This is a genomic window from Coleofasciculus sp. E1-EBD-02 (assembly GCF_040218245.1).
Lineage (GTDB): Bacteria > Cyanobacteriota > Cyanobacteriia > Cyanobacteriales > Coleofasciculaceae > Coleofasciculus.
On sequence record NZ_JAVJQN010000008.1, the window covers coordinates 56,956 to 76,573 of the forward strand.

The 19,618-nt window shown below is 45.8% G+C and carries 15 protein-coding genes; 1 reads left to right on the forward strand and 14 read right to left on the reverse strand.

What is annotated here, in order from left to right; all coding sequences use genetic code 11:
- Positions 1 to 162 precede the first annotated feature (162 nt).
- From RIC07_RS01225 to RIC07_RS01255, 7 genes are all read right to left on the reverse strand, one after another.
- On the reverse strand, positions 163 to 1,482 hold the full coding sequence (locus RIC07_RS01225; RefSeq protein WP_446392918.1) for an NB-ARC domain-containing protein: 1,320 nt from the start codon (positions 1,480 to 1,482) through the stop codon (positions 163 to 165).
- 237 nt (positions 1,483 to 1,719) lie between these two features.
- A complete protein-coding gene (locus RIC07_RS01230; protein ID WP_446392919.1) occupies positions 1,720 to 3,063 on the reverse strand; it encodes a TIGR03279 family radical SAM protein in 1,344 nt (447 codons plus the stop codon).
- 33 nt (positions 3,064 to 3,096) lie between these two features.
- Positions 3,097 to 3,645, reverse strand: coding sequence for a hypothetical protein (locus RIC07_RS01235; RefSeq protein ID WP_446392920.1), 549 nt, complete (start codon positions 3,643 to 3,645; stop codon positions 3,097 to 3,099).
- 101 nt (positions 3,646 to 3,746) lie between these two features.
- On the reverse strand, positions 3,747 to 4,841 hold the full coding sequence (locus tag RIC07_RS01240) for an ABC transporter ATP-binding protein (protein ID WP_446392921.1): 1,095 nt from the start codon (positions 4,839 to 4,841) through the stop codon (positions 3,747 to 3,749).
- A 146-nt stretch (positions 4,842 to 4,987) separates the two neighbouring features.
- Positions 4,988 to 5,863 carry a carbohydrate ABC transporter permease gene (locus RIC07_RS01245; RefSeq protein ID WP_446392922.1) on the reverse strand — a complete coding sequence of 292 codons (876 nt, stop codon included), beginning with the start codon at positions 5,861 to 5,863 and terminating at the stop codon, positions 4,988 to 4,990.
- A 7-nt stretch (positions 5,864 to 5,870) separates the two neighbouring features.
- Positions 5,871 to 6,776, reverse strand: a complete 906-nt coding sequence (locus RIC07_RS01250; RefSeq protein ID WP_446392923.1) for a carbohydrate ABC transporter permease — start codon at positions 6,774 to 6,776, stop codon at positions 5,871 to 5,873.
- 47 nt (positions 6,777 to 6,823) lie between these two features.
- Positions 6,824 to 8,128 (reverse strand): ABC transporter substrate-binding protein, encoded by a 1,305-nt coding sequence (locus tag RIC07_RS01255; protein ID WP_446392924.1) that lies wholly within the window; start codon positions 8,126 to 8,128, stop codon positions 6,824 to 6,826.
- Positions 8,129 to 9,086: 958 nt separating this feature from the next.
- Here RIC07_RS01255 and RIC07_RS01260 point away from each other — a divergent pair.
- Entirely contained in the window at positions 9,087 to 9,500 is a 414-nt protein-coding gene (locus RIC07_RS01260) for a tetratricopeptide repeat protein (protein ID WP_446392925.1), read from the forward strand.
- Here the strand turns inward: RIC07_RS01260 and nadE are convergent.
- From nadE to RIC07_RS01295, 7 genes are all read right to left on the reverse strand, one after another.
- Entirely contained in the window at positions 9,497 to 10,546 is a 1,050-nt protein-coding gene (gene nadE / locus RIC07_RS01265; RefSeq protein ID WP_446392926.1) for an NAD(+) synthase, read from the reverse strand. The two genes, RIC07_RS01260 and nadE, sit on opposite strands and share 4 nt — an antisense overlap.
- 40 nt (positions 10,547 to 10,586) lie before the next feature.
- The gene (locus tag RIC07_RS01270; protein ID WP_446392927.1) at positions 10,587 to 12,212 is read right to left on the reverse strand and encodes a hypothetical protein; all 1,626 of its coding nucleotides are present in this window, start codon (positions 12,210 to 12,212) and stop codon (positions 10,587 to 10,589) included.
- Positions 12,213 to 12,477: 265 nt separating this feature from the next.
- Entirely contained in the window at positions 12,478 to 12,654 is a 177-nt protein-coding gene (locus RIC07_RS01275) for a hypothetical protein (protein WP_446392928.1), read from the reverse strand.
- A gap of 201 nt (positions 12,655 to 12,855) precedes the next feature.
- Positions 12,856 to 14,835 carry an asparagine synthase (glutamine-hydrolyzing) gene (asnB, locus tag RIC07_RS01280; RefSeq protein ID WP_446392929.1) on the reverse strand — a complete coding sequence of 660 codons (1,980 nt, stop codon included), beginning with the start codon at positions 14,833 to 14,835 and terminating at the stop codon, positions 12,856 to 12,858.
- 151 nt (positions 14,836 to 14,986) lie between these two features.
- Positions 14,987 to 16,510 carry a class I adenylate-forming enzyme family protein gene (locus RIC07_RS01285; RefSeq protein WP_446392930.1) on the reverse strand — a complete coding sequence of 508 codons (1,524 nt, stop codon included), beginning with the start codon at positions 16,508 to 16,510 and terminating at the stop codon, positions 14,987 to 14,989.
- A gap of 14 nt (positions 16,511 to 16,524) precedes the next feature.
- Positions 16,525 to 16,788 carry an acyl carrier protein gene (locus tag RIC07_RS01290; RefSeq protein WP_446392931.1) on the reverse strand — a complete coding sequence of 88 codons (264 nt, stop codon included), beginning with the start codon at positions 16,786 to 16,788 and terminating at the stop codon, positions 16,525 to 16,527.
- A 48-nt stretch (positions 16,789 to 16,836) separates the two neighbouring features.
- The gene (locus RIC07_RS01295; protein WP_446392932.1) at positions 16,837 to 19,521 is read right to left on the reverse strand and encodes a condensation domain-containing protein; all 2,685 of its coding nucleotides are present in this window, start codon (positions 19,519 to 19,521) and stop codon (positions 16,837 to 16,839) included.
- Between the last annotated feature and the right edge of the window lie 97 nt (positions 19,522 to 19,618).

Consider the following 19,618-nt stretch of genomic DNA (forward strand, 5'->3'; position numbering starts at 1 on the left):
GGAGCTATTAAAAATGTTAGAGAACGGAAAAATATAGTTGAAGTTAATTTACAAGATTTGCCATGAGCAGTAATTATACTAAATCCAGGTTTTCCACCCCAGCTATAATAAGTCAGTCCGCGTAGCAGCGATTTCAATCGCCGTGGCTTTAATCTTCTAGCTTCAATCTTCTAACGGAGTCATTAATTGCAGCGTCACTTCCCGAACGGCTGGTGGTAAAATAAATCGACCCTCCGACTTCTCCACCAGCGATCGCTGACTCAGAGAACCCAGCGCCCGAATCACTTCCTGGGGCGATGTGTCACTAAAATGCTGTTGCAATGCTTTAAACGAAATCGGCTCTTTTTGGTGAGCCAGATAAACCAATAGTCTTTCTTCTAATTCCGATAAGCGGTCTAAAACTTCCTCAATAAAATCACTAATATCATGAGTGAACAAGGTCGTTGATAAAAAATCCGTCACGTCTCCATCAAAAACTTCCTTAATCGTCGTCGCCACCAACTTGAGCATAAACGGATTACCGCGATACCCTTGAATTAACGGTTGCCATTTTTTCTCGCCGGATAATCCTTTTTCCTTTAAGATTAATCGGGCTGCGTCTCCCAACCCCTCTAACTTAAAGGAACGAACGGGTGATGTCTCACCTTCCAATAACGAAATTTCATTCAGTTTTTCCTGAGACGTAATTAATACACAGCTTTGGTGCGGTTCTTCTCCTAAACGTCGGAAAAAATCACCATATTCTTCATAGCCTTCTCGGTAAATCCCAGCTAGTTTCCCACTTTGTAAAATCGACTCCACACCATCCAAAATGACCAAACAACGGTGCTGTCGGAAATAGTCAATCAACCAGGAAATGCGCTGATCAGGGGTTGTGGGTATTACCGTTTCCGGTTGCTGAGACAAGTCTGGAATTAAAGCGGCGAGAAGATCAGACACAGAAGGGGCTTGACGCAGCGATCGCCACAGGACAACCTCAAATTTATCCTGTACCTGTTTCGCCAACTTCACCGATAACGCCGTTTTACCAATACCACTCATCCCCAACAGCGCCACTAAGCGACAGTGTTCCTGAATAATCCACTGTTCCAGGGTTTTCAGTTCATCGCCACGCCCGTAGAATACAGAAACATCGGGTGCTTCACCCCAATCCCGGCGATTTTGCGGCTGGGGTGAGGTAGAGGGGGGACTCGACGAAACAGGGGAACGGTTTGGGGTATCCTTTTGCTGTTGGAGATACTCTTGATAGCGGTTAACCAAGATTTGTTGCAATTTGGTCAGCTTAACCGGACCTCGACCCGGAATTTTAAACTTTTGGTAGACTTCGCTAAGCCGCTTACGCACAGCATCTCCACTAATCTGAAGGCGAGACGCGATCGCAGCCGTTCCCTGACCCTCCATCGCCAAGGACAACACCTCTAATTCCGATTTGGACAGATTGCGTTCAGTCGCAATGGTTTTGAGAAAATCCTGAGAAATCACCGTCTGATGCTCACACTTATAACCTATTTCCGTCTTTAGCTTAACTCATATTCATGAGGAAAAATAGATTTTGCTCACATCAGTCACTTGAGTACGCACCAACCGGGGTAGTGGCGTGACACAGCTAAAAGGGTTGTATAGATTGTAGGTTGGGTTGACGCCAGGAAACCCAACGGAGTCTAGGGCTGAAGCCCTTACTACAAGCCAAAGATGACAAAATTTAGGTCAGTCCTGAAATTAACTTAATTTTTTTGTCACACAACGTTCAAGCAATTCCTCAATACCACGAACCACCCAAATTTTAGTTCCTAACTGATGACTCACCTCTGCCACCGTCATATCATCTAAAAATCGCGTATCATCATGTTTAAGCATGACTGAAGGCAGTAAAATCCCATCGCCGAAATCTTTTCCTGACAATGACCCAAGCAAATCTTGTCCAGTTAATAACCCCGTAACCGTAATCTCTTGTCCCCAATACTCACTCCGTAGCGCTGCTAGTTTAACTTGCAATCCCTCAACTTTATTTAACTGCTGCACGAGTGGAACAAACGCTGTTTCCACTGCATTACCGACCACCCAGGTTAATTCTCGCGCAGGTTCTACACGAGTGGGTAATATCCGCGTAGCCGTGTCTTGAAATTGTTTAATAAACTGGCGAATTGAACCCACACCATTACCAATTTGCGGATAATCTTCGTAATGAGATTCTGGCGGTAATTCTTGTTGGGCAATTAAAAACCATTCATCGGCTAACCAAGCAAAGGTAGACCTGAATTGTTGGCGAAATTTTGTTTGTAGCGATTGAACTTGCGAGATAACCTCTGCGGCTTTTCCTCGACTAACAGGGATTAATTCATCCTCTGCGGGACGAAAGCGAGTTAATCCCACAGGAACGACAGCAACTGACGCAACAGCCGGGACTTCATGCTGTTGAAATTGGGCTAAATCGTTGAGGGTTTGTTCTAAGTGGACGCCATCATTAATACCGGGACAAACCACAACTTGAGCATGGATTTGTAATCGTCGTTCCTGAAACCATTGCAACTGATCTAAAATCTGTCCAGCACGCGGATTTTTGAGGAGTCGGCTGCGAACCTCCGGTTCCGTGGCGTGGATGGATACATACAACGGAGATAGACGTAGGCGTTCGATGCGATTCCATTCGCTTTGAGTGAGGTTGGTCAGAGTTAAGTATGAGCCATAGAGGAAACTGAGGCGATAGTCATCATCTTTGAGATATAAACTCTGTCGTTTTCCGGGAGGTTGTTGGTCAATGAAGCAAAAAGGACAGCGATTATTACACTGAATTAAGCCATCAAATAAGGCGGTGGCAAATTCTAAGCCTAAATCCTCGTCGTAGTCTTTCTCAATTTCTACAGAATGGATGTTTCCCGCCGCATCTCGAACTTCTAATTCTAGGAGTTCATCGGCACAGAGAAATTGATAGTCAATTAAGTCACGAGGAGGTGTACCATTAATCGAGATAATGGCGTCACCGGGTTCAAACCCCACCTCAGCCGCGATGGATTTGGGGATGACGTTGTTAATTAAAGCTGGACGAATAGAAGTTTCACTCATTGGAAAGGGAACAGGGAACAGGGAACAGGGAATTCAAAATTCTAGTTCTTTAACGCCATTGGGTGTAATTTCATACCCCCACTCTGGATGCTGGGAAATTGCCCGTTCTATTTCGGGTCTGAGAATCGGATCTGCCATGAATTGGGCAATGGTTGTGAGATCGGGGCGTTGATCATAGAGACGCAGACGACGCAAGGGTTTAAATCGCGGTGATGGTTTAGAGGGATGACAAGAACGTTTCACCAAATCACACAATCGGCGGTAATTCTCTTGTCGTTCTTCTAGAGTCTGTCCCGTATCAAAATCAGCCGCCGTGAATACAGGTAAGTCGGGGGGATTGGCAATGTTTCGCGGTTTCCAATTGTAGCGTAGGGCTTTGATGAGAAACTCATTCGGCTGTTCTAGTTGTCCCTTGGCGCAATATTCCATAAAGGCTTGAATCGACGGTTCTAAATTGTGGGCATAGTTGTAGATCGTTTCTTTTAGATGTTCATCATCGAATTTAACACCTAACTTTTCTAACTTGATTTTGTATTGCAGAATGATATTGATGTGACCGGGATCAAGTTCCAGAAAGTCCATCTGATGATTTTTCGCCTAGACACCCACTTCTGATCATAAAGGTAATTAAGCCTAGATCCCCGATTTCTTCAAGAAGTCGGGGATCTGCTAGATTGGATCGGTTAGGAATGATGAGTTAAGCGATCGCCTGATTCGACATCAAACCAGTGCATCGTTTTCTCCGGTAGGGTGAGAGTCACCGTATCTTCTTCACCATCCCAGTAGTTATCAGCGGCTAACAATGCCCGAATCGTCTTGCCTTCTGACCCGTCTGATCCCTGCACCCGCACGCTAATCAGCTTTTCTTTGCCCATATCTTCGACCAAAAACACGTTACCCTTGATCGTCTGTTCGTCTCCTTGCTTGGCAATCCGCACATTTTCGGGACGAACACCCATGACAATTTGGCGTGGTTTTTGCCGCAGGTCGGGCAGTTTCAGTTTAAAGTTACCCAGGAGGGCATAGTTCTCCTGACAGCTAAGGGTTAGCAGGTTCATTTGGGGACTGCCCATAAAACTGGCGACAAAACTATTCGCTGGGTAGGTATAAATCTGATAGGGGGTGTCAAGCTGTTGCAAGACGCCTTCATAAAGCAAAGCAATGCGAGTCGAGAGAGTCATTGCCTCGGTTTGGTCGTGGGTAACATAGACGACGGGCTTGTTTTGGGATTTAAATAGTTGCTTGAGTTCTGCCCGAACTTGTTCTCGCAGTAAGGCATCTAAGTTACTCAAGGGTTCATCTAATAAAAAGACTTCCGGTTCCCGAACTAAAGCGCGGGCAACCGCCACCCGTTGCCGTTGTCCACCGGAGAGTTGACCGGGTTTGCGTTCGAGTAAGGCGCGGTCTAAATCCAGCTTGATAATCACATCATCAATGCGTTTGCGGATTTCATCGCTAGGAGTGTTCCGGATTCTCAGCGAGGCGCTGATATTTTCCTCAACGGTCATGTGAGGATAGAGGGCGTAACTCTGGAAGACCATGGCAATATTGCGATCGCCTGGGGGAACACCATTAACCGTTTGTCCACTGATCACCACTCTACCCTTGGTTGGTGTCTCCAATCCAGCAATTAATCGCAGCAATGTGGATTTACCACAGCCAGAGGGTCCAATAAATGTCATGAACTCGCCATCTTCGACATCTAAGCTAATGTCTTTAATCGGTACCGTTTTGGGATTGTATTCTTTGCGTAGATTCTGGAGTTCGAGTTTTGCCATGATTTTTACCTGTTGAATTTTGAATGTTCTCGACGCGAGATGTCATACTAAATCCGGGTTTACTACCCCCTTTATAGTCCAGTCCGCGCAGGCGGACTTTGTTTGTGTAGCCGTGACTTCTAGTCGCCAGGGCAAAAAGGGGTTACTCATCCTTTAACTGCCCCAGCCGTAATTCCCTGCACAATACGACGCTGGAAGAACAGCACTAACACAATTAGGGGGATTGTTCCCGCGACTGTCGCTGCGGCGATCGGCCCGTAAGGAATTTCAAAGACAGAGGTTCCGCCGATTTGAGCCACTGCCACTGGAATAGTTTTCATTTCATCTCGCGTAATAAAGGTTAAGGCAAAGATAAATTCATTCCAAGCAAAGATAAACGTAAGAATTCCCGTCGTTACCAGGGCAGGAATTGTCATCGGTAGAACAATTCGCAGCAGCATTTGCACGATATTGTATCCATCAACCTGGGCGGAATCTTCTAAATCTTTGGGAAGCTGTTGAAAGAAACTCCGCAGTACCAAGATAGTCAGCGGTAAGTTGATCCCGGTATAGGGAACAATTAGCGCAATATAGTTATTCCCCAAGCCTAAAAGTTTCACCACCTCTAGCAGTCCCAGAAACAGTAGCACGTAGGGAAAGAGACTGACAATAAGAACGCAGCCTAAAACAATCCGCTCTCCCGGAATTCTTAACCGTGCTAAGGCATAAGCAGCGGGCGCTCCAGCGATTAAACACAAGAAGGTGGAGGTTAATGAAACAATGGCACTATTCAGGATATAACGTAAAAAGGGATACCGCTCGAATAGCTGTGTGTAGTGTGTCCAAGTCAGTTGATCAGGCGAAGGAAAATAGACATTCGGAATTGTCGAAATCGCCTCATTGATCTTGAACGAGGTCAGCACTTGCCAAAGGGCTGGTGCGAGACAAAAGATTAGTGTTAATACCACACCAACCCAGAGCAGAATTTGCTTGGTATTGATTTTTGATTTGTTTTTGGATGATGATTGTTGAGCGATTGCCATGATTAATCTATTGGTCTCCTAAAACATTAACCCGGGTTTTTGAGAGCAAAAAGCCAACAATCGCCACGGCGATAATTAGCAAGAGAAAGGTGACGACAACCAACGCTGCACCGTAACCAAAGTCCAGATAGCGTCTCACGGTGTCGTAAATGTAGAGTGAAATCATTTCCGTCGCATTCGCTGGACCGCCCCCTGTCATCACCAGCACGAGGTCAAAAATCCCGAACGCTTGAGCAAAGCGGAACAGAAGAGCAATTAAGATTTGGGGGGTCAGTAGGGGTAATGTAATTTGTACAAAACTCTGTACTGGAGACGCCCCATCAATTGCATGGGCTTCATAAAGATCCTTGGAAATTGATTGCAATCCTGCCAACAAAATAATCGCAAAAAAGGGCGTTGTTTTCCAAACATCAGCCGCAATTAATGCGATCATTGCCGGAATCGGTTCACCTAACCAGGTTATGGGATCAACGACGGGCAACAATCGCAAAATATCATTAGCAACACCAAACTGGTCATTAAAAATCCACGCCCAGGCTAACCCCATGACAGCGGTGGGTAATGCCCAGGGAATTAGGGCGGCAGTGCGAACTAAACCTCGCCCAAAAAAGGCTTGATTTAGCACCAAAGCAATTGCCATTCCCAACACTAATTCCAGGGCAATCGAGGACACAGTAAACACCGTTGTGTGCCACATACTTTGCCAAAAGCGTCCATCACCTACTAGCCGTGCATAATTGTCTAAGCCAGTAAACTCTGCCTGTAACTCAGTCCCTAGATTTTGACTGAATAAACTTAACCAAAATGCTCGTCCAATGGGATAGGCAAACACCATGAGCAAGATCAGGATGGCAAGTAGGGTGAGTAACCAACCCGTTCGTATCTCTCGTTGCCGAATTGAAGCTTGTTTCATCGTAATTTTATCGACTTACAACGTGCCGTTCAACTAACGGCTGAACCTTAATCTCCTAAAAGTCTTCGCGTTTCCTGGGCGGCTCGATTCATCGCTTGTTCTGGCGTCATTGTTTGTGTAATCGCCGCACTGAGATAACGCTGTAAAATATCTGAGGCTTGAGCGTATTGGGCGATAGGAGGGCGTAGAACCGCTTTTTCCAGGACTTCTAACATTTGGGGAAAGTAACTATATTTAGCCACCAGTTCAGAATCGGTATAGAGTGATTTGAGAGCCGGAGCATAGCCTGTTGCCAGACTAAATCGTTTTTGGACATCCGGACGGTTAAAGAATTCAATTACTTTCCAGGCTTCATCGGGGTGTTGCGTGGATTGAGAAATACCTAATCCCCATCCGCCTTGGCAAGCACCACTACTATCCGCTGGTTGGTGTACCATCGGCTTAATCGCAAATTGACCCGCAATTTCTGAGTCTGCTGCTAACGGGTAAACGTAGGGCCAATTCCGTAAGAAAATAGCTTCACCTTCTTGGAATAGGCGGCGGGTTTCTTCTTCAGCGTAAGTGGTAACACCGGGAGGAGAAACCTCTTTTTCAATGGTATTCAGTAAAAATTCGACCGCTTGGATAGCTTCTGGCTGATCAAGTCCAACTTCTAGTGTGTCTGGATTTACCCAAAAGGCACCAAATCCTTCCAGGATTTCCACAAACATGGCAGATAAACCTTCGTATTGCTTTCCTTGCCATAAATATCCCCATTCAACTCCTGTTTGTTGTTGCAACGCTTGAGAAATTTGCATGAGTTCGGCAAAGGTTTCGGGGGGTTCGTATCCACCCTGCTTTAATAAATCAGTACGGTAATAGAGCATACCCCCATCGGAACGCAAGGGCATCCGATACAGTTCACCGTTATAGCGTCCTCCCTCTACATCCCCTTGCAGAAACTTCGATAATTGGTCTTGGGAAACTCGGTCAGATAGAGGCATTAACCATCCGGCGGCGGCAAATTTTGGCACCCAAACAATGTCTAGATAAACGAGATCGTAAGGTGAATCACCGAGTAAGAACGCCGAGGTATAAAGGTCTTCTACCAGGTTAGTTTCGTTGGGTCCTTCCAGGATTTCTAGATTGATATTGGGATTTTTTTCTTCAAATTCATCGACAAATTCTTGCCACTGAGAGGCTTCTAGGGCGCTCATCAATACTTGAACCGTGACGGGTTGTTGCGTCAAGGCGGGGAGAATGAGAAATTGAATCGTGGCAATTGTGGCAATCAGTAAGATGAAAAAACGAGGAACTTTTTTGATTCTGAAGATGCCTCGTTTTAGTTTGCCCAATTGCTGACTAATGTTCATTGGATGCTCTGACAATTCAATAAAGTTCAATTCACTACTGTGCGATGAGGATGCTAAACTGTCTCTGACAGGATTGCTCTTGGCGCTGGTATTGGAGTCAACACACCATAGTGTATAAGCTTCAGCCTAATTGTAACCAACGCTTATGAAATACTTTACCTCATCGCTCGATTTGACGAGATCTCAATTAAGGTCAGGGCTGAATGTAAAGAAATGAAACTTAAGTTTATTAAAGTTAACATTTCTGAGACAACAACGCAGCAGAATCGGCTAGGTTAGTCGATTCGCGGGTGCAAAAGAATACTTGTAGCATGTTGAGCTAACATAATTCATACCTCCATAGTTAGTTGACATTTTACAGGAAAGGCAATATCGCTCAAGTCAACGTGAGGCGAACACATTCTGGCAACTCTCTGGCACCGCTTTTTCATTTGTATGCCACTTGCCCACCCCACATCAAATAGGTTACGTGAAAACAGTGCAAATTTTGTGTCTAGAGTTACGAGTAATACAAATTGAATTAACTCGACTATTTTACCCTAAATAACGGAGTTTTTGGGATTGATTCCTATGCACCATTTTATTGTGCAGATGCACCATGCGATGGTGCATAAAACTGATGGTTGTAAATCAGCCTTAAGTATATGTGTCATTTCTAAATAAAACCCATAAATTGCTGTACTTTTTTAGGATTGTAGCAAATTTATTAATATCGGCAATAGCTTTGCTTAAATGACTGATTTTTTCCTATTTTTTTCTAAGCTGACCTTAATTAATCCGATTTCTGGCATTAACGGTCTAGCCGTCCTAAATCATCGTGTAAGTATTCAACTGGATATGATATCAATTCCCAACCGGCGATCGCATCAGACAGGATTGACTCAACTCTGATGATCCAACGCTATACACTGGGACAATAACCCCTTTCCGACAAGCAGATGATCAAGCGGTTTTGGCAATGGCTAGTGCGGCTGATTCAGAGAATCCTACCGCCTTTCCTCAAACCCAAACAACACAGGCGACGGCGAAACCGCCAGGGAAAGGGGAAGCCTATGGGGAAGAAACGGGAGACGCCGATCACGGTGAAACTGCGGAGAGTAATGCCGCCGAAACCTGGTTAAATCAAGGGAAACAGCAACTCGCCGACCAAGATTTTCTCGGTGCGATCGCGTCTTTTGATGCAGCGATTCAACACCAACCCTCCTTAGCCGAAGCCTGGAATAATCGAGGGTTAGCCTGGGGGAAGTTAGGAGATTATCAACGTGCGATCGCCTCTTATGAGAAAGCGATTCAATTTAAACCCGATTATCAATTAGCCTGGTACAACTGGGGTGTGGCGATGGATAAATTAGGAGACTATGAAAGTTTTTAATCAACCTTTCCCATACTAATAACAGGCATTCTTAGATAGGACGTTGTACGCTGTTTTCGGACAATATCGGCAACAACTCGCTCGACTTGTTCTACTGTCAAATCAAGTACCTGGGCGATTTCATCGTTCTTAACACCCTGTTCATACCCGAACCAGATGGTATCCAGAATATCAAAGGGTAGGCGGAAGAAAAACTCTTCCTGTGAACTTCCACCTGGATACGTATCTGAAGTCGGCGTGCGTTGTTGAATGTCTTCTGGCACATCTAAGTAACGAGCAAGCTGGTAAACTTGTGTCTTGAACAAATGGGCAATCGGACTAACATCAATTCCGCCATCTCCGTACTTGACAAAAAAGCCTAATAAATGCTCATTCTTATTTGCTGTACCGATAACCGCATAATTATTTAATTCAGCGTGATAGTAGAGCATAGCCATGCGCGATCGCTGCTTAAAATTAGACGCGGCGACAATCTGATAATATTCCCGGGGCGGTAAGCGTTTGGTAAACTCCTCACCCTCTGGATTGGTTACAGTTAGGGAAAAGATATTCAGCATTTCTTTTTCCAGTAAGTTTCCCGGTAAGGCGATTTTAGCTTGCCAACCCTCTCCGAATTCCGGAAACAACCGTTTTATTGCGTCGTTGCGGCGGCGGTAACAGCTAAACCCATCTAATACCCCGGAAATGTCTTCGGTAATGGTTTGAACGCCGTAGTGATCAGCGACTAACTGTGCCAGTGTAGCGCTTTCTGGGCTGGATTCACCCTCCGGTAACAACAAGGCGACGATATGTTCTGCACCAAAAGCTTTAGCACATAAACCCAGCACCACCGATGAGTCAATCCCCCCACTGATACCCAAAACCGCCCCGCGACGGCGTAGCGTTTGATGGACACTCTGGCGTAACTGTTCGACAATGCGTTCCGTCTCTTTGGCTGCATCTAGGTTAAGGGAGTGCTTATTAAAGCCAATTGCATCCGTTTTGACTGAATTGTTCATGATAGAATCTCCTGAATAAGTCGGTGGGTGAGGGTGGTCATTTGTCATTTGTCATTTGTCAGTTACAACTTGCATCTTGCACCATTATTTAATCAGTTTGCTCGTCGAAATCCTCTTTCTTTACCTCCTCTATCGCCGCCCAAAGCGCCTCAGCTACCTGATCCTGATTGTTCTTAGCCACTCGGCGGATATCGTCGCGAGTAATATAGCCTTGACGTTGCTTGTGGCGATGTTTTAGATCTTGCATGCGATGCTGTAGTTCGATCACATCTTGATAGGTGTAGAAATAAACAGGTTGTTTTTGGCCTGTCAAGCGATCAAGTGCCTTCTTATGTGCCGCAATTAAATTATCGACAGTTGTATGATGCGAATATTGCTGATGTTGGATTCCTGGTATATCGTCGCTTACATTTAAGTCTTTCAAGTTACTGGTTACCAAAAATGTACCGTCATCAAATTCTGATTCGAGTTCGATCGCGTTGTCGCCTTTAGAAATTAAATTGATTGCCTGAAATACTTTGACGAAAAAGGGTCGCGGCATAGCATAAATACCAGCCAAAGTGTTCCGATTTCGATGGAGCATCACCCGAATAAATGTGCGAGTTTTCCCGCCACTCGCTTGGGTCACTGTCACATCTTCAATATCATCTAATTTATGAAATCCTCGTTTTTCCAATAAAGTTTGAGTGCGATCGTAGAAGCGGATATCGACCAGGGGAAAATCACCCGGATCGACTCGGATAAATTCGTGGCGTTGAGAGTAACTTGCCTTGCAAAGGTCTAGTAATTGTCGAGCGCTATCGCGTGCTTTTGGATTGCTTACTCCACTGGCAGAAGGTGAACTTGGTGACGCGCGATCGCTGATATCTTCCAACTTGACACCGACAAACGTGGCGATTTGGTTGGCTTTCGCTAATACGTCTGATTTAGATGATGAATAGCCCAAATCGAAACCAGGTTCTCCTGACTTCAAAAGGATTTCTGCCCGATAGACTCTCAAGTCTCCATCTCCATGGGTTTCTGCCTTCAGTCGCACAGATGAAATAGCGGAAAATGGATAGGAACGAGTGTTAATTGTACACAGTTTTGTCCGTCCCCAAAATAGCTGGCGCGTCGATTTATCGAGATGTAATGAAATTGGCAGTAGCGAGGAGATTACACGTCCCAATCCAATGACAATAAAAACGCCCAAAAACAGGATTATGCCAATACTGGAAGGCGCAAATCTATTATCGCGCACGATCTCGATTGTCCCGGTTTCCTCCGCGATAAACTGATTGATTTTTGCGACTTGAGTTTGAATCCAAGCTGGATTCCCCTTACGGCAATTGACTCGTACTAAATTTTCAAAAATTGTTTGCTGACTTCCATCACTAAAAATTAGGTTAAAATCGTGGTTATGCCAGACATTGCAATCCTCATTTCCCAGCATTTCCGTATAGTTGTATTCGGCTTTAGCCACTAAGGGGAGGGGTTGAGGTGTAAGCTGCTTCATGCCGAAAAAGATACTTTTTTCTTGAGTGCAGTCTACGCGATCGCTATCGCTGGTGACTCGCTGACATTTGAGGGATTCAACACCCCAATCTGCGGCAAAAAGAAACAGCATGCTCAGTGGTATTCCCCAAAATAGCAACCCCCACACCAACACAATCGGGAAACAGCCGATGCTTTGTTGCAGAATCAGCCGATTTTCCGTTTTCTTAACAATTTCCATCCCGACCTCCACAGATGAATTGATAAATTTTAGAACTGGCTTAACTTAAACTGAAAGACTACTGATGATCAGGATTATTTTAACAATTTTATCCTGGACTTGAATAATTTTAATCACACTGGCTGCAAATCTAAAAAAATACTTAATGATTTCTGCTCTTGATTTCACGAGATTCCGTGGTTTCAGAAGTTGAACAAACGGTCAAAAAATGATAGAAAGTAATAAATTGGGGATTTAATGACGAATTTTTCCCTAATCCGGCGATTCAATGGCTAAAACCCAGATGATGGCGTGGGATAAGTGGGGGAATGTTTATCCAGGAAACCTGGCTCGATGACCCAAAAATTGGCAGGGTTGATCCGGTGGGGTTGACATTGACTCGACTATCTGATCCGAAACCCGAATAGGGGATGCGATCGCACCAGAGTCCTAGTCCAGTCATTACACTTAGCGGTCACAAGAGGTCATGAAAAATAATCCTGATTTGAGCTATTGACAGTTCAGGAGTTTCATTTTAAACTTACTTCATAATGGTAAAATGTACCCGCATGTAGGGTCGGATTAGCTCCTTATAAAACAGAAACCCCCGGTTAAATCTCTAGTCTGTGCTTATCCCTCCAGTAACAGCCGACCTAATTGTTTGTCATTGAATCGGCTCTAATGTGCGATCAATAACCTTAACTCGGTCTAAAGGGGTCAAAGTCGATAACCGAGAATTGAAGTCTTTAACGAACTGTTGATCAACTAACTGCGTGGATAAAACGCCGGCGATCGCCATATCGTCCACTTCACCCAAGGGTGATCCACTTTGGGCTTTGCGAACCAGTTGATTAACCGCTAAGGGATTAAATAAACCACTAGCGCGTACAGCATCTTCCGACAACAACTCCCAGACGTAATCTGGTGTATCCTGGTGAAAGAAACTGCGGTGAATCGGGGCGCGGTAGGGACGCTTACGGCGCTGCCAAATATCGGGGGGTAGTAATTTGCGGCTCAATTGTCGCAGCAGCCATTTTTCGGTTAAGCCGCGCAGCTTCACATTGGATGGCAGGCGATCGCAAAATTCCACAACTCGATAATCTAGAAAGGGGAAACGCCCTTCGACGGAATTCGCCATCGCCATGCGATCGCCTTGAGAGGAGAGCAAATAGGGTGACATAAAGCTAACAATTTCCAGATATTGCGCTTGGGCTAAAGGGGACCAACTGGAAAAATTGCTCTGCAGGGGAACCAATTGTTCTGCCCACTCTAGTAGTCCAACCTCTGGTTTAGACACCAGCAACCGCTGGAGACGAGCCGTATTTGACCAACGGATGATATGGGAATAAAATGGCGATTCGGTATCGGTGAGATTCTTTTTAAAGAACGCCTGGACAAAGGCTTCGCTAGTACGACTCAAACGGGAAATTTCCGGGTACAGTCGTTTCAATAATAACGGTCGCCATTGGGAATCCGGCTGTTTTGCCCAAAATCGACGTATCGCCATTTCTTTGAAAATGTCATAGCCACCGAGGAATTCATCTGCCCCTTCCCCTGTCAGCACCACCTTTAATTTAGAATCCCGTACCAACCGAGACAGCATAAACATGGGTGCAGGTGCGGTGCGTAATGTGGGAGTTTCCGTGTGCCAGATTACCTCTGGAAACAGGCGGCTAATATCGGTATGGGTACAATAAACAACCCGATGATTAGTCCCCAAAATATCTGCCATGCGCCGTTGGAACTCACTCTCATCAAACTCTGGATCTGAGAAGGCGATAGAGAAGGTTTCTAAGGCGTTCTGGGCATATTGACGGATAATCGCCGTTGTTGTCGAAGAATCCAACCCCCCACTCAGGTAAGCGCCAACAGGGACATCAGCCCGTAGGCGGATTAAGGTGGAGTCAATCAGCAGTTGCTCAAACTCATCCAGATAATCTTGGGGAGTACGCGGGGATGCTTCTGGGGTAAAGTCTAGTTCCCAGTATGCTTGAATGTTTAACTGTCCATCCTGAACCTGTAGATAATGACCAGGGGAGAGGCTATAAATGTCCTGGAAAATGGTGTGCGGTGTCAAGACACTCCAAAACGTAAACACCTGCGTCAGTGCGGCGGGATCAATTGTCGCAGAAACCGTAGGATGCGCCAGAATAGTCTTGATTTCAGAACCAAAGATGAACTGACCCTGGCACAGAGTATAAAACAACGGGCGAATCCCCAAGCGATCGCGTGCCAAAAATAGGCGACGCTGACGAGTATCCCAGATCGCGATCGCAAACTGACCATTGAGATAATTCAGGCAATCGGCACCATATTCTTCATACAGATGCAGGATCACCTCCGTGTCACAATTGGTCGTAAAGCGATGACCAAGCGCTTCTAATTGGGGGCGCAGTTCCACATAGTTAAAGATTTCACCGTTGAAGACAATCCACAATGTTTCATCTTCGTTACAAATCGGTTGCTGTCCACCACTTAAATCAATAATACTGAGACGGGCATTCCCCAAATTAACCCATTCATCCCGATAAATCCCAAACTCATCAGGACCCCGATGACGAATCATGGCTAACATCTGCGGCACAACCATCTCCGGAATCGGCTGAGGTTCCTGCAAATTGAGAACACCGACAATACCACACATAACTTACTCCTTTTGTTTGAAAAGGTTTGTAGTCAGCGCTTTAGCGCTGTTGGCAAGCTTCGTACCAACTACGAACCCAATGTAAGTTCTGTAAATAGTCCTCAAACCCTGACAAAGGACAAAGGACAAATGACCAATGACAAAGGACTTATCACTTCAAATCAGTCTTTTTAATTTTGCCAGACGAAGTTTTAGGCAATTGAACACAAAACTCGACCAACTTCGGCACCATGAAATCTTCCAAATGGACGCGGCAATGCCGTAAGATATGGGCTGGGGTCAGTTCATCGCCCTCCTGTACGACAAACGCCTTAACCACCTGCCCCAATACCGGGTCAGTCACGCCAATCACCGCCGCTTCCCGAACGCCTGAAAGCCCATACAGCACATTCTCCACCTCTTTCGGTGCCACCTTCTCACCCCGGCTTTTAATCATGTCATCTTGCCGCGAGACAAAATACAGAAACCCCTCTTCATCCATGCGAAACAGGTCTCCCGTATAGCACAGCCGCTCCCCTGGAATCAATCCTGGGCGGAAACGGGCAGCACTTGCCTCGGGATTACCCCAATAACCGCGCATGACATGGCGTCCCCGCACCACCAACTCACCCACTTGACCTGAACCCAGCCGCTGACCCTGTTCATCTTCAATCCACACTTCGGTGCCAGGAATGGCGATACCCACGGAATCGGGACGTTTATCCAGTTGATCTGCGGGCAGATAGAGGGTGCGCTTAGTTTCGGTTAAACCGTACATCGAGAACAGCGTCGCCCAGGGAAACTTAGCCCGAATTTGGAGAATGTGGGAGGGAGGTAAGGTAGCGGCGGTGTTGGTCAAATAACGTAAACTGGATAAATTGTAGGCACTCAGATCCATTTTCAGTAGCATGGCGTAGATTGTCGGGACGCCAGGGAAGCCAGTAACCCGCTCTTGTTCCATGCGCTTGAGAATGGCGGCTGGATAGGTGAATCCTTTTTCCAGTACCAGAGTGCCGCCGAACTTAAACACCATCAAAAGTTGGTACAGTCCGTAATCGAAGGACAAGGGCAACAAGCCGATGACACTATCACTCTCGACATTGCCCAGATATTCGATAATCGAACTGGCAGCAAAGACAACATTGCTGTGGTCTGACATGACGCCTTTGGGGTCGCCTGTGCTACCGGAGGTATAAATTAGGCAGGCTAGGTCGAGATCAATATTGACTTTTTCGGGTCTTTGTGCTATGCATTCGGACTGGATGGCGGTAAAGCTCAGAACCTTGCCTGTACTCGTCTCCGGGGTTGGCGAAGTGAGGATGATGGTGGTGAGGGAGGGTACTTCTTGGGTGAGTTGTTGAGCTAAATCAGCTTGTCGCCCGCTGGTGACTAAAACTCTGGCTTGACAATTGTTTAAGATATAGGCGCACTTATCAGACTTCGTGCTGGGGTTAAGTGGGACAAAAACGCCACCCGCTTTGAGAACGGCAAAAATCGCGATCGCCAACTCTAGGCAGTTCGGTAGAAATAATACGACGCGATCGCCCCGTTGTAAACCCTGTGCCAAGAGCGCATTTGCCAAAAGGTTTGCCTGTGCCTCGACTTCGGTATAGGTTAGGCGTTGCCCATCGCCAATCAACGCCACCTTATCCGGCAATCGGTCAGCGCTAGACTCCAGAAATTCCTGTACCAACATGACAATTACTTCCCTCAATTGTTAACAAACCGGGACTGTTTTTGTCGGGCAAATTCAGCTAGATTCCTAACGGAATCAAAGTTTTCCGGGACAATCTCGACATCTTCCACCTCAATGCCCAAGTTTTCTTCCAGAAACAGCACTAATTCCATCACGTTCATCGAATCAATGATACCGTTTTCCAGTAAGGAAGCGTCATCGGGATAAGGATAGCCGTTGCTACTGAACAGGATATTTTCGGAAATATGTTGGCGTAGCATTTCTTCAATAGGTTGCATAATTAAACCTCACTTTTTGGGTCTAGTCAATAAAAAAGTTGTGCAGAATTAACGGGAGTCTGTTGAACCAACCATCCTTTCCACTTCCGCCTGTGCTTCATCCAAACAAGCCCGCAATTTTTCTGCCAAAACCTGTACGTTAGGTTCTGACTTCAATGTGCCATGATTACCAGGAACACCGTGGAGCCTCAATCCTCCTCCAGCCACTCTGTCCCAACCTGAACGGTTATGGTAAGTTTGTTGCGGATGTCCATTTCCCATAGCCCAGAATACAGTCACCTGACCAGGATAGAGTGGCAGTTGATACGCTTTTCTTGCTTTTATCTTCTCCTCTAACAAATGAAATCCTCGGAGAGGGTAAGGCAATTCCCGTCCATTCCTCAAGTAAAAATCACAGGTCATTTTCTTGATTTTATGCTCAAGGTCTTTCCGGAATTTAGTCAGTTCTTTCTGTTTCTTCCAAACTTCGCGTCCACAACGCTCTTGGGCATAGGCATAGATGTAAGTTAGCTTCTCGCTAAATCCGAGTTGTGAAATTTGCTCCAGATGTTGAGAAGCATGGGAACGCGATGGTGAAGGCGATGGTGAAGGCGATGGCTGACTATTAATCGGCGACCCATTATAGATGGTATCTAATAGGGCTAGCAGAGCGACCTTCTTCCCTTGCGCCTGTAGCTGTTGAGCCATTTCAAAGGCAACTACACCACCAAAGGAGTGACCGCCTAAAAAATAAGGACCATCAGGCTGAACCGTACAAATTTCTTCGATATAATGAGCGGCTAAGTCCTCAATCCGCAATTTGGGAGCCTGTTTTCCATCCATTTTTTCTTCCAAACCATAAAAAGGTTGGTCGGGTCCGAGATGACGCGCCAGAGTGGTCAAACCCAGAGCGGTGCAGCCAGCTGCAGCAACACAAAATAATGGTGGTTTAGAACCCTGTGGTTGAACCGCCACCAATGAAGACCAAGGTGCTGACCATCCTGACTGGCGCAGAAGGTTGGCGAGTTGCTCGACGGTTGGTGCTTGGAAAAGGGTAGCTACGGGCAGATTCCGGTTCCATTTCTTCTCGATTTGTCCGAACAGTTGTACTGCTAACAGGGAATGTCCCCCGAGTTCAAAGAAGTTATCCCTCACGCCGATGGGTTGAATACCTAGAACGTTTTCCCAAATTTGGGTGAGTTGGTGTTCCAGCTTATCTCGCGGAGCGATATAGGTTGTCTGTTGCTGTCGGGTTAAGCGAGCTGCATCCAGATTGTCGTCAGACCGTTGATGGAGTTTTCCATCAGCAAAACGTGGCAAGTCTTCTAGGCACAGTTCGGGATTGGCAACTAAGCGTTCTAGCCAGGTCTGGAAATGATCCAACATCTGAGCGATGCTAGTCGCCTGGAATAGGTCTGTTTTGTATTGCAATCCTCCTGTTAATTTCCCTAATTTTTCTTGCAGGGAAACAGAGAAATCAAAGTTGGCGATTTCCCGCTCTACATACAAGGAGTTCACGGTTAATCCATCAAGGTTTAATGACGGATTTGGGGTATTTTGCAAGACAAACATCCCTCGCGTCAGCGGTGTGTGAACTAAATTGGGGAGTTCTGCCACCTTTTGTAGGGGTATATCTTGGTGGGCAAATGCTTGTGAGGAAACGTGACTGACTTGATGCAACAGTTCTCGAAAACTGGGGTTTCCTGATAAGTCAGTACGGAGCGCTACTATATTATTGAAGTAGCCAATTAACCCTTTTGATTTAACTTGATGGCGACCAACAACAGGCGAACAAACTGTCATGTCTTCTTGCTCTGTATATAAGTAGAGCAAGGTTTTAAATGTGGTTAACAAGGTGACGAACAGAGAAACACCTTCCTGATAACTCAATTTCTTGATCGCCTGGGTTAAGTTTTGTGATAACTCAAAGGGTTGATAAGCACCTTGGTAACTTGGTACGGGTGGAGGTGAATAATCCGTGGGCAATTCCAGAGCTGAAATGCCACTGAGCTGATTCTGCCAGTAGTCCAGTTGAGTAGAGAATACCTCGCCTTGCAGCCATTTCCGTTGGGTTTGGGCATAGTCGGCATATTGAACTGGAAGTTCCGAAAGTGGCGATGATTTTCCCTGGGAAAAGGCATCGTAAAGCACACCGAGTTCCCGCAGGAATACTCGGTCAGACCAACCATCGAAGATGATATGGTGTATGGTTCGTACCAGTATGTGTTCTTGTTCAGTTAGGCGCAAAAGTTTGATACGCCATAAGGGGCTTTTTGTCAAGTAAAACGGTTGCTTGGCATCTTCGACAGCCAGTTTTTGGGCTTCAGCTTTCCTTTGCTCTAGAGGAAGTTCTTGCAAGTCTATAATTGGCAGAGTCCAATCAATGTCTGGACTGATCACTTGGATGGGTGATCCATTGACGATTGGAAAGGTGGTTCGCAGGATTTCATGGCGTCGAATAAGTTCTCCTAAACTCATCTGTAGGGCGACTACATTGAGTTCACCTTGGAAATGCAAACAATGCAAAAGGTTATGTACAGAAGTATCGGGCTGTAACTGTTCCAGATACCAGAGTCGTTCTTGGTTGAAGGAAAGAGGTAAGTTTTGGTTGCGTGAAACAGGCTGAATGGCAGGCGTCTGATGTTTTAACCTAACGTTGCTTCTCAGGGAAAGCCAAAAATCAGACGGAGTTTTTTCGGCTTGGGGCTGGCTTGAAGAGTTAAGACGGGATTTTTCGGCAACGGCGTATTTCATGGTTTCACCCTGATTAAACTCTGATAAAAATCTTTGTTTTATACCTTACTCTGGCTGAATTAAAAATGCTAGTGCCTTTACAATATCTTGTTGAAAA

What these genes read in the sequence shown, in the direction of transcription:
- RIC07_RS01230 (WP_446392919.1), bottom strand. Translation starts at nt 3,063, where the DNA reads ATGAGTGAAACTTCTATTCGTCCAGCTTTAATTAACAACGTCATCCCC.
- RIC07_RS01235 (WP_446392920.1), bottom strand. Translation starts at nt 3,645, where the DNA reads ATGGACTTTCTGGAACTTGATCCCGGTCACATCAATATCATTCTGCAA.
- RIC07_RS01240 (WP_446392921.1), bottom strand. Translation starts at nt 4,841, where the DNA reads ATGGCAAAACTCGAACTCCAGAATCTACGCAAAGAATACAATCCCAAA.
- RIC07_RS01245 (WP_446392922.1), bottom strand. Translation starts at nt 5,863, where the DNA reads ATGGCAATCGCTCAACAATCATCATCCAAAAACAAATCAAAAATCAAT.
- RIC07_RS01250 (WP_446392923.1), bottom strand. Translation starts at nt 6,776, where the DNA reads ATGAAACAAGCTTCAATTCGGCAACGAGAGATACGAACGGGTTGGTTA.
- RIC07_RS01255 (WP_446392924.1), bottom strand. Translation starts at nt 8,128, where the DNA reads ATGAACATTAGTCAGCAATTGGGCAAACTAAAACGAGGCATCTTCAGA.
- RIC07_RS01260 (WP_446392925.1), top strand. Translation starts at nt 9,087, where the DNA reads ATGGCTAGTGCGGCTGATTCAGAGAATCCTACCGCCTTTCCTCAAACC.
- nadE (WP_446392926.1), bottom strand. Translation starts at nt 10,546, where the DNA reads ATGACAAATGACCACCCTCACCCACCGACTTATTCAGGAGATTCTATC.
- RIC07_RS01270 (WP_446392927.1), bottom strand. Translation starts at nt 12,212, where the DNA reads ATGGAAATTGTTAAGAAAACGGAAAATCGGCTGATTCTGCAACAAAGC.
- RIC07_RS01275 (WP_446392928.1), bottom strand. Translation starts at nt 12,654, where the DNA reads ATGACTGGACTAGGACTCTGGTGCGATCGCATCCCCTATTCGGGTTTC.
- asnB (WP_446392929.1), bottom strand. Translation starts at nt 14,835, where the DNA reads ATGTGTGGTATTGTCGGTGTTCTCAATTTGCAGGAACCTCAGCCGATT.
- RIC07_RS01285 (WP_446392930.1), bottom strand. Translation starts at nt 16,510, where the DNA reads ATGTTGGTACAGGAATTTCTGGAGTCTAGCGCTGACCGATTGCCGGAT.
- RIC07_RS01290 (WP_446392931.1), bottom strand. Translation starts at nt 16,788, where the DNA reads ATGCAACCTATTGAAGAAATGCTACGCCAACATATTTCCGAAAATATC.
- RIC07_RS01295 (WP_446392932.1), bottom strand. Translation starts at nt 19,521, where the DNA reads ATGAAATACGCCGTTGCCGAAAAATCCCGTCTTAACTCTTCAAGCCAG.